Origin of the sequence: Streptomyces sp. N35, from assembly GCF_016464295.1 — a bacterium.
Lineage (GTDB): Bacteria > Actinomycetota > Actinomycetes > Streptomycetales > Streptomycetaceae > Streptomyces.
In genome coordinates, this window is sequence record NZ_JAEIMH010000027.1 from 21,475 (window position 1) to 31,682 (window position 10,208).

The window sequence follows — 10,208 nt, forward strand, 5'->3', positions numbered from 1 at the left end:
GCGCGCCCCGCGGAGGGGGCGGGGCGCGGGGCGCGGGGGCCAGACACCTCACACTTGGTGGCGCACGGGCACCGCCCCGGGCCGCCATCAGACCGGCCCGCCGCAGACACCGGCTCCGGAGGCCGCCCTCACGCGAGGCCGAGGGCGAAGACCGCGAAGGAGGCCGCGAGCAGACCGGCCACCGCACGCCGTACGTTCGCCGCACGCGAGCCCGCCTGCCACGGCGCCTCGAAGCGCCGCGCCCAGCGGCCGATCAGGACCAGGAGCGCCGCGAACACCGGCAGCCACGCGATCCTCGCCGCGATCCAGCCGAGCGTGTCCGGCGCCGTGGTCAGACCGCCGATCGGGCCGAGGAACGAACCGAGCGTCGCCGCACCGAACATCGCCGTCTGGTGCCAGCACAGGATCGTCATCGCCGACAGGTTGATGATCACGACGGGGGCCCACAGCGCGGGCCGCCGAAGCAGCTTGCCGAGGCGGTCGCGCAGCAGGATCGCGGCGCCGCTCTGCGCGGCGGCCAGCGCGAGCACCAGCAGGGACGGCGGGTGCGAGTTGGTGCGGGCCTCACCCGGCACGCCGACCATCGACGCCGGGTAGTGGAAGGCGAGGAGCAGCGCCGCGAACAGCGCTGTACCGCCGACGAGGAGCAGCCACGCGCCCCGCCTGCCGATCTTCTTCTCACCCCAGCTGACGCCCAGTTGGTAGGCGAACATCCAGCCGGGCAGGATGTTCAGCATGCTCAGCCAGGACGGCATGGACTCGGCGAACGGTCCGTAGCGCAGGAAGTCCACGACGGCGACCGAGGCGAGCAGTGGTGCCGCGGCCCAGGCGCCGAGGCGCTCGGCGGCCCTTACGCAGAACGGTGTGAGCGCCGTGATCACGGTGTACACCCCGACGAACCACAAGGGCTGGATCACCAGCGTCGCCCCGGTGTGCAGGGTCGTGCCGGGCACGCCCAGTGCGTAGAGCACCGGGATCAGCGCCGCCCACACCGCGGTCACCCCGAGCACAGGGCGCCCGAGCCGGGCCACCCGTCCGCGCAGCCAGCGCCCGGAGGACTCCCCGCGCGCCAGGGAGCGGCGGTACGAGAGCACCGAGGCGTATCCGCCGACCAGGAAGAAGATCCCGAGCATCTGCAGCACCCAGCTCATGGGCGCGAAGAACTCGAAGGCGGACAGCGGGCTCGCGTTGCGCAGCGCGCCCTCGCCGTCGACGCGGAAGCCGCCGAGCAGCCAGTGCCCGATCGGCACCGCGAGCAGCGCGAGGGCGCGCAGCCCGTCGATCGCACGGTCGCGATGCTCCGGCGTACGGGCGTCGATGCTCGTGGCGGTCTTGCGCAGGGCACCGAGCGCCTTGGCCGGACGGGAGCCGGACCTTGAGCCCGGCCGCGAGCCGGATCCGGGGCCGGACCTTGAGCCCGGCCGCGAGCCGGATCCTGACCCTGACCGGGACTCCGGGTCGACTGGTCGTGGGGCGAGTGCGGTGCTGGTCATGGCGGTGTCCTCAAGTGGTCGAGAAGTACGGGGTGTCGGAGCCGCGACGGGCTCAGAGCTGTTCGCCGAGGGCGATGCGAGCGAACGCGCGCAGGGAGTCCGTGCCGGGCTCGAAGTAGCCCGTGTGGCCGTCGACTCGGGCGGTCGGCACGGTGCGGGCGCCGAAGTCCGGGTCGGCCGGATCGGCACCGTGGCCGAGGCCGAACAGCTCTACGTTCGGTACGTCGTCGATCCAGTCGCCCTGGGCCTTGGCCGCCCAGACCCGCGCCTTCGTGTGGAGATCCGCCACGTCGTCCGCGTGCATCCCGGGCGAACCGGCCACGACCAGATCGGCGGCGGGCAGCTCCGGGGCCGCCTCGCCGCAGACCACCGAGCCGTAGCTGTGGCAGAAGAGCACCGGGTCGGGTGTGCCCGCGGCGTCGAGCCCCTGCACGAAGCGGGCCAGGCGCGGCGCACCCGCCTCGGCGAGCCGACCGGTGGCGGCGTCCGGGCCGATCCCGACCGGCGTGGTGTACCCGGCCCAGGCGATCACCGCGCTGCGGTGCCCGGTGGCCGCGTACAGCGAACGGCCCATCCCGGTCGGTGTGCCGTACGGGTCCTTCTCGCGGTCGAAGCTGTTCAGGTCGATGTCGGAGCCCGGCACGATCACCGACACATGCGCGGCGCCGCGCAAGTCGCCGTACACCTCGGCGACCTGGCCGCGCTCCCGCGGGTCGAAGACGATGATCTGCCGGCCGTCCGCCCGGAGCGCGTCATAGCGGTCGGCGCGGTCACGGGCCGCCTCGCGGTCACGGGAGGGCAGCGTCCGGTCCTGGGCGCGCCGCAGCTGCTTGGCGCTCTCCTCCTGCAGGGCACGGGCGTTGGCCTCGTACCGCAGCTCCACCGGCGCACCGTCGAGATTGCCGACCACGAGCGGGTGCCGGTCGAGCAGCCCCTGCTGCTGTGCGGTGCTCAACGAGCGGAAGAACGCGGCCACTTCGGCCGGCTTCGCCGTCGCCGGGTCGGGCAGCTGCTGACCGAGCGCGCGGTCGGCGCGCCAGGAGCTGACGCCCGGGACGGGGCCGGTCACCGGGGTCTGCTGGTTGCCCGCGGCCCAGCCGGCGGTGCCCGCGACGAGCATCCCGCTGAGAGCGGCCGCGACCAGAGTCCTCTTGCCGCGTGCCTTCCAAGCCTGAAGCCGCATGACCGGTCTCCCCTTCGCATCCGTCCGTCGTGTTGCTGACGGAGGGAAGGTAGGAAGACGGTGGGTGCCCGGGCGTCACACTGCGGAGCCAAACCGCGGCTGATACCCCAGTACTAGGGGGTCTAGTGGGGGAGCCTGTCAGGGGCGTGCCGATGGGGGAGCGTTCTTGTGTGTCAGGTATCCCGGGGTTTCCAGGAGCTCCTATTCGTCGCCCCTGGCGGGAACGACGACGCCGGCCTCGTACGCGAAGATCACCAACTGCGCCCGGTCGCGGAGATCCAGCTTGGACAGGACCCGGCCGATATGGGTCTTCACGGTCTGCTCGGCGAGGACCAGATGCCCGGCGATCTCCTGGTTGGACATCCCGCGCGCGATCAGCTCGAGCACCTCGGCCTCGCGCGGCGTCAGACCGTTCAACTTGAGGGCGGGATCCTTGCGCTGCGCCGGCCGCTGTTTCACGAAGTCCGCGATGAGCCGGCGGGTGACGGAGGGCGCGAGCAGCGCCTCTCCGGCCGCGACGATCCGTACCGCCGAGATCAGATCGTCCGGCGGTGCGTCCTTGAGGAGAAAGCCGGACGCCCCGGCGCGCAGCGCCTCGTAGACATAGTCGTCCACATCGAACGTGGTCAGCATCAGGACCTTGGGACGGTGGATCACGCCGGGCGGCGGATCGAGCAGCCGCCTGGCCGCCTCGAGACCGTCCATCTCAGGCATCCGCACATCCATGAGCACTACATCGGGATGCGTGGAGCGGCCGAGCTCGACCCCCTGTTTGCCGTCCTCCGCCTGCCCGACCACATCGATATCGCTCTGCGCGGCCAGGAGCGCGGCGAAGCCCGCCCGCACCATGGCCTGGTCGTCGACGATGAGTACGCGGATGATCACAGGAGGAGTGCCTTTCTCGGGCAGCCGGGGACTGTCTTGTGGATCAGTCCCTAGGTGTCCTGTTCGGACTGCGGGGTGTCCTGCGCGGGCCGGGAGGCGCCCTCCGCGGGCGGCTCCCCGTCGTGCTCGTGCAGAGGGATCCGGGCCTCGACACGGAAACCGCCGCCGGCGGCGGGGCCCGCCTCGAGAGAGCCACCGGTCAACCGTACGCGCTCACGCATCCCGACCAGACCATGCCCGGTGCCCGAGGTCTCCAGGGCCGAACGCGGCTTCCGCGCGGGCCCGTTGACGATGGACAGGATCAACTCGTGCTGGTGGACATCGAGTTCGACGCGCGCGAGGGCGCCCGGCGCATGCCGGATCACATTCGACAGGGCCTCCTGCACGATGCGGTACGCCGAGAGGTCCACGGCCGGCGGAACCCCGGTGACCAGCTCCTGCAGACGAGCCTCGGCGGGCGTCATGGCCACCTGGACGCCGGCCCGGCGGGTGGCCTCGGCCAACTGGTGCAGCCGGTTCAGACTGGGCTGCGGGGTGCGCTCGGCCTGTGCCTCCTCATTGCGCAGCACCTTGAGCAGCCGGCGCATCTCGGTGAGCGACTCGCGCGCGGCGGCGGCGATCTCACCGAACTCCTTCTCCACCTCGGGCGAAAGCCCGGGGAGCCGGTACTTGGCCGTGTCCGCCTGCACGGTGATCACCGACATGTGGTGGGCCACGACGTCGTGCAGCTCCCGGGCGATCCGCGCCCGTTCCTCGAGCAGGGTGCGCTGCGCCCGTTCCGCCTCGCTGATGGTCTCCTGCTCGGCCAGCTTTGCCTGGGCCTCACCGCGCAGCCGCAGGGCGTACGTCACGACCAGAGTGACCCCGGCGAGGACCAGCATCAGGACCCAGGAGCCGTCGCTGTAGGTCTGCGAGAGCTGCTCGAAGAACACCCCGGCCGCCGCGGTGACCAGGAAGATCGCGATCAGGGTCCGGCGGCTCTCGCGCAGACCGAGCAGCACCATCAGGAGCACATAACCGACGATGATCATGGGAGTCCACGGCCAGGACCGCCCGTCGACATGTTTGCCCGCGTACAGCGCCAGGCCGCCGATCACATCGGCGGGGAAGATCACCCACCATGCGTGCAGGGGGCGGGTCAGGGCGAGCAGCAGCGGCAAGGTCTGGGCGACGGCGAGAGCGCCCGCCATGCCGCCGTTCATCCCGTAGTCCTGGATGAGCACCGTGACGGTGGTGGGCAGCAGAGCGGCGACGAAGGCGAACACCACGACATACGGAGTGGCCCGGACCCAGCCCTTCTGCGCCTGGGCGAGGGGAGCGCGTCCGGCGGCCGCGGGGGTGGTCAGCGCGATGCCGAACTCCCGCAGCCCGTCCCGCACCGCGGGCCAGGGACTGTCCGCCGGCTTGTCCACGCGGGCCGGGCCCGGATCGGGCGCCGCGCCTGAAGCCGAGTGCTCGCCCGCCGTCCGCCTCCAGGGCAGGCGTGGCAGCCACCGTCCCGCCCGGCGTCCGGGCTGGTTGGTGGTCTCGTCGGTCGAGGACTGCTGCGCGTCATTCATGGCCTGATCAGCGTAGGCAGGAAGCCATGCCGCTCGCGTCATACCGCAGAGCCGGACCTGACCTCATACCCCGGTATTACCTCCGGCCACAGCGCCACCTGGGGCGCCGCCAGGACCTCGGGTCCGACTGACACCCCGTACCCCTCAAGGCTCCGCCGGTCCAAGGCTCCGCCGGCTCAAAGCTCCGCCAGCAACTCCGCCTTCTTGGCGGAGAACTCCTCATCCGTCAGCAGCCCCGCCCCGTGCAGCTCCCCGAGATGCCGGATCCGCTCCGCGATGTCGGCAGGATCCCGCCGCCCCGCGGGCCGCGCGTCCTCGATGGCCGCCGCACCCCGCGCCCGCACGGTCGCGAGCACCGCGGCCGCGAACGGCAGCGATTCATGCACCGGTCCGTACCCGAGCCCGAAGACCACCGCGGCCGGATCCTGATCGGCCTGCGCGGGCTGGACGACCGTGCCGGGCCGGCGGATCAGCCGCATGTATCCGTCGAAGATCTCCGGCGAACGCCACTCGACACCGCTGAGATCGGACACGGGGAAGGTCTGGTCGCCCGCCTTCCACTTCGCCGACGAGGCCCCCGTCCAGAACCAGCGGAAGCTCACCGCCTTCCCGTCGAACGAGGCCTTTCCGTCGTACGCCTTGAAGTGCAGCGGCCCCTGAGGCGCACCCACCATGAAGCGGTCGGCGGGCCCCTCGGAGGACGGCAGGACGGCGCGCAGCTCGTCGCGGTAGTACTCGGCGAGCGTCTCGCGCTCGGCCGGCAGCACCAGGCGGTACGGATCGCACCCGTCCTTGAGCTGCCCGGCCGCCGCTTCCATCAGCGGATCGGCGCCGGCTCTCGGTACGGCGTGCAGCACCACCGTGCCCCTCTTCCCCGGGGCCAAGGTCACATCCGCCAACGCCTCGTGGGGGATGCGGCGTTCACCGAGCGCATGGAACAGCTTCGGTGACCTGATCCCCCGTTCGAAGCGGATGAGCACGGAGTCCGTGTCGAACTCCCAGGCGGCATGAAATCCGGCCAGTACGTCACCCATGCGGCTCATCGTATGCGGCATGCGCCTGTACGTCCCCCCTCGATACGTTCCGGCGTCTTCCCGCCCCGGCGGTCTTCTACGCGCGTCGGCCAGGCCCGGGACCGCAGCTCTTGCTCTCCGCACCCCGGAACGGGACGCTCCGCCCGCGGACGGCGACGCTCCGTCCCCGGACCGCGGCGCTCCGCCGCGGGGTGCCGTCCGTTCCCGTCGGTCGGACCCTGCCCTGTCCGCCCGGCCTCACACGTGAGCCCGGCACGCATCCCCGTCATCCGCGCAGCTGACCTCGTCCAGACGGCCGACACCGATCCGCGCGAAATTACGCAGGCTCTCCGTACCCGGCTCGAAGTAACCGGTGTGCCCGACCGAGTCCTTGGCCGAAAGCACCCGCGCCCCGAACCCGGCCGACACCGGATCCACCCCGTGGCCGAAACTGCCGACCTCCAGATGCGGGACGTCCGCGATCCAGTCGTCTTCGTCGCGCATCGCCCACACCCGCGCGGAAGTTCCCAGGTCGGCGGCGGTCTCGGCGCGCATCCCGGGGCTGCCCGCGACCGCGATGTCCCGGACGCGGGGCGGCAGTTCACGCGCGGCGAGCCCGCAGACGACCGAGCCGTAACTGTGGCAGTACAGAGCGGTCGGCGCCTGGCCGGGCAGTGAGCGGAGCATGGCGTTGAGCCGCAGCGCCCCGTCCTCGGCGCGCCGGACCGTGAAGGCGTCCATGCCCACCCCGCCGGGCGCCGTGTAGTCGGCCCAGGCGATCACGGCGGTACGGGTGTCCGGGTCCTCGGCGCGCTGGGTGCGGTACAGCGCGCGGGACATGCCGGACGTCGCCGAATACCGTCCGAAGGTCTTCTGGAACGTGAGCAGGTCCGTGTCCACGCCGGGCACGACGACCGACACCCGCTCGGCCTTCTCGAGATTGCCGAGCACTTCGGCCACCCGCCCGCGGCCGGACGGGTCGAAGGCCAGGAGGTCGCGGCCGGGCTTCAGAAAGGATTCGAAGCGGTGCATACGGCGTCCCGCGTCGCGTCTGCCCGTATCGGACAGGCGGGTGTCGTTCATCCGCTCCCTTTCGGCCTTGACGGCCTTGTGCAGGGAGTGACGGTTCGCCGCGTAACGCAGAGTCACCGGTGCGCCGTTGAGGTTGCCGACGACCAAGGAGTAGCGCTCGGCGAGGCGATCCTGCTGTGCGTCGCTCAAAGTGGCGAAGAAGCGCGAGATCCGTGTGGCCGGCGCCTGCGGATCGGGCAGATCCCGGCCGTCGATGCCACCGCGGTTCCAGGCGGCGAGCGCGGCTTCGAGCGGTGTCGACCCGCCCTTGCTGCGGACCGCGGTCCAGCCGGTGGCCGTCAGCATGACGAAGACAACGGCAACGGCAAGGAGGGCGCGCCAGATGTTCAGCGAGGGCGTGGAGTCGAAAGAAGTCACGATCCGGCCACCCTAGGAGACCCGGACGGCCCGCCGCACGGACCGTGGCGCGGATCACGTTACGTATCGGATGATCGGGCCAAAGCGGGCACTCTGCGGCTTCTTCGCTCACGGAACGTAAGCATCCGTTCCGTTTCGTGTACGGAAACGGGTGCGGTTACCGCCGCCAGTCCCCGGCCAGCGAGGGCTCCAGCCGTTCGAGCAGAGAAGCCGTGAGCCGTCGCATCGACTCCACGCTGATCTCCTCCCCGGCTCCCCAGCGCCGCCCCGCCAACTGCATCACCCCGCTGAACGCCGCGACCGCCACCCAGGGCCGGGGATCCTCTTCGGGATCGAGGCCCTCCCGTGCGGCGACGATCCGCACGATCTCCTCCTCGGTCTCGGCCGTCCGCCGCATCTGCACGGCGAGCAGCGCGGGCGTCGACTCGATCATGCGGAACGCCCGCATGTACATCTCCACCGGTACGAACTCCTCGATGGACTCGCCGATCGAGTCCCAGGCGTCGAGCACCGCGCGCCGCAGCGCCTCGAACGGCGGCTCCTCGGGCGGCCGGCCGCGCAGCGACTCGACGAAACGGGCCTCGACCATCTCCTGTACGGCGAAGACCACTTGTTCCTTGCCGGCGAAGTAGCGGAAGAAGGTGCGCTGCGAGACGTCGACGGCGGCGACGATCTCGTCGACGGTCGTGCGCTCGTACCCCTGGGTCGTGAAGAGCTCGATCGCGGCGCGCACCAGCGCGTCCCGCGTGCGCTGCTTCTTGCGCTCGCGCAGCCCTGGAGCCACTCCACGCGCTGTCACTCCACGGCCCTCTTTCCTCCTGTTTGCCGGACCCCGCGTCCGGGGTCACATTACCTGTGAGCAACGTGACAGTTACCGACTAGTGGCTGACATTGTCAACTGTCAGCGACTGTCACTAGCCTTTTCCCCATGACTAGTCAGACCACCGTCGACAAGGCCGACAAGGCCCCCGATTCCCCGGCGAGTACCTCCGAACCGACCACGGCCAAGGGGCTGCGCGGCCACCCTTGGCTGACCCTGTTCGCCGTGGCCATCGGCGTGATGATGGTCGCCCTCGACGGCACGATCGTCGCGATCGCCAACCCCGTGATCAAGTCGGATCTGGGTGCCACCTGGCAGCAGATCCAATGGATCACCAACGGCTACTTCCTCGCCCTCGCGGTCACGCTGATCACCGCGGGCAAGCTCGGTGACCGGTTCGGCCACCGGCAGACCTTCCTCATAGGCGTCGTCGGCTTCGCCGTGGCATCCGGTGCGATCGGCTTCTCCAACAGCGTCGGTTTCGTCGTCGCCTTCCGTGTCCTTCAGGGCCTGTTCGGCGCGCTGCTCATGCCGGCCGCGCTCGGCCTGCTGCGCGCGACCTTCCCGGCCGAGAAGCTCAACATGGCCATCGGCATCTGGGGCATGGTCATCGGTGCCTCCACCGCGGGCGGCCCGATCCTCGGCGGCGTGCTCGTCGAGCACGTCAGCTGGCAGTCGGTCTTCTTCATCAACGTGCCGGTGGGCATCATCGCCGTGGTGCTCGGTGTGGTGATCCTGAAGGACCACCGGGCAAAGAACGCGCCGCGCTCGTTCGACGTCCTGGGCATCGCGCTGCTGTCCGTCGCGATGTTCTCCCTGGTGTGGGCCGTCATCAAGGCGCCTGAGTGGGGCTGGGGTTCGACCAGCACCTGGGCCTGGATCGGTGGCTCCCTCGTGGCGTTCGCGCTCTTCGCCTTCTGGCAGACGCGGGCCAAGGAGCCGCTCGTACCGCTGCAGCTGTTCCGTTCGGTGCCGCTGTCCGCCGGTGTGGTCCTCATGGTCCTGATGGCCATCGCCTTCATGGGCGGCCTGTTCTTCGTCACCTTCTATCTGCAGAACGTGCACGGCATGAGCCCCGTGGACAGCGGTCTGCATCTGCTCCCGCTCACCGGCATGATGATCGTCGGCTCCCCGCTGGCGGGCGCCATGATCACCAAGGTCGGACCGCGCATCCCGCTGGCCGGCGGTATGGCGGTGACGGCGCTCGCCATGTACGGCATGTCCACGCTCGAGACCGACACCTCCAGCCTCACCATGTCGATCTGGTTCGCCCTGCTCGGCCTCGGCCTCGCGCCGGTGATGGTGGGCGCCACCGAGGTCATCGTGGGCAACGCCCCGATGGAGCTCTCCGGTGTCGCGGGCGGTCTGCAGCAGGCCGCGATGCAGATCGGCGGCAGCCTCGGCACCGCCGTACTCGGCGCGATCATGGCCTCGAAGGTCGACAGCAGCCTGGCCGGCAACTGGGCCGACGCGGGCCTCCCGCCGATCCCCGAGGCGCAGCTGGGCCAGGCCGCCGAGGCCGTGCAGTCGGGTGCGGCGCCCGTGCCGCCGAACACCCCGCCGGAGATCGCCGCGAAGATCACCGACGTGGCGCACGACACCTTCATGTCCGGCATGAGCCTGGCCAGCCTCACCGCGGCCGGTGTCGCCGCCTTCGCGATCCTGGTCGCTCTGCTGACCAAGCGCGGTGCCAACGCCGAGGCAGGCGCGGGAGTCGGTCACATCTGACGTTCTGACGTTCTGACGTTCCGCACGCGAAGCAGCTGCCGAAATCCCCGCCGGGTCGCCCGGCAAGGCGGGGGCCAA

8 protein-coding genes are annotated in these 10,208 nt (G+C 70.8%); 1 reads left to right on the plus strand and 7 read right to left on the minus strand.

Annotated features, from left to right (window positions below; genetic code table 11):
* Positions 1–128: 128 nt before the first annotated feature.
* From JAO81_RS16905 to JAO81_RS16935, 7 genes are all read right to left on the minus strand, one after another.
* Positions 129–1,493: an acyltransferase gene (locus JAO81_RS16905; protein WP_233415482.1), complete on the minus strand. Its 1,365-nt coding sequence runs from the start codon at positions 1,491–1,493 to the stop codon at positions 129–131.
* 52 nt (positions 1,494–1,545) lie between these two features.
* Positions 1,546–2,676, minus strand: coding sequence for an alpha/beta hydrolase (locus tag JAO81_RS16910; RefSeq protein WP_199548685.1), 1,131 nt, complete (start codon positions 2,674–2,676; stop codon positions 1,546–1,548).
* 201 nt (positions 2,677–2,877) lie between these two features.
* Positions 2,878–3,561 carry a response regulator transcription factor gene (locus JAO81_RS16915; RefSeq protein WP_199548686.1) on the minus strand — a complete coding sequence of 228 codons (684 nt, stop codon included), beginning with the start codon at positions 3,559–3,561 and terminating at the stop codon, positions 2,878–2,880.
* Positions 3,562–3,611: 50 nt separating this feature from the next.
* Positions 3,612–5,120 (minus strand): sensor histidine kinase, encoded by a 1,509-nt coding sequence (locus JAO81_RS16920; RefSeq protein ID WP_199548687.1) that lies wholly within the window; start codon positions 5,118–5,120, stop codon positions 3,612–3,614.
* 176 nt (positions 5,121–5,296) lie between these two features.
* Positions 5,297–6,154: a DUF4429 domain-containing protein gene (locus JAO81_RS16925; RefSeq protein ID WP_199548688.1), complete on the minus strand. Its 858-nt coding sequence runs from the start codon at positions 6,152–6,154 to the stop codon at positions 5,297–5,299.
* Positions 6,155–6,391: 237 nt separating this feature from the next.
* Positions 6,392–7,582 carry an alpha/beta hydrolase gene (locus JAO81_RS16930; RefSeq protein WP_199548689.1) on the minus strand — a complete coding sequence of 397 codons (1,191 nt, stop codon included), beginning with the start codon at positions 7,580–7,582 and terminating at the stop codon, positions 6,392–6,394.
* A 157-nt stretch (positions 7,583–7,739) separates the two neighbouring features.
* Positions 7,740–8,381 carry a TetR family transcriptional regulator gene (locus JAO81_RS16935; RefSeq protein ID WP_199548690.1) on the minus strand — a complete coding sequence of 214 codons (642 nt, stop codon included), beginning with the start codon at positions 8,379–8,381 and terminating at the stop codon, positions 7,740–7,742.
* A 129-nt stretch (positions 8,382–8,510) separates the two neighbouring features.
* On the opposite strand from JAO81_RS16935, the gene JAO81_RS16940 reads away from it, so the two are divergent.
* A complete protein-coding gene (locus tag JAO81_RS16940) occupies positions 8,511–10,130 on the plus strand; it encodes an MFS transporter (RefSeq protein ID WP_199548691.1) in 1,620 nt (539 codons plus the stop codon).
* Positions 10,131–10,208: the final 78 nt, after the last annotated feature.

Bases quoted from the DNA above. Each gene is read 5' to 3' on its own strand.
- JAO81_RS16905 (WP_233415482.1), bottom strand. From the start codon at position 1,493: ATGACCAGCACCGCACTCGCCCCACGACCAGTCGACCCGGAGTCCCGG.
- JAO81_RS16910 (WP_199548685.1), bottom strand. From the start codon at position 2,676: ATGCGGCTTCAGGCTTGGAAGGCACGCGGCAAGAGGACTCTGGTCGCG.
- JAO81_RS16920 (WP_199548687.1), bottom strand. From the start codon at position 5,120: ATGAATGACGCGCAGCAGTCCTCGACCGACGAGACCACCAACCAGCCC.
- JAO81_RS16925 (WP_199548688.1), bottom strand. From the start codon at position 6,154: ATGGGTGACGTACTGGCCGGATTTCATGCCGCCTGGGAGTTCGACACG.
- JAO81_RS16940 (WP_199548691.1), top strand. From the start codon at position 8,511: ATGACTAGTCAGACCACCGTCGACAAGGCCGACAAGGCCCCCGATTCC.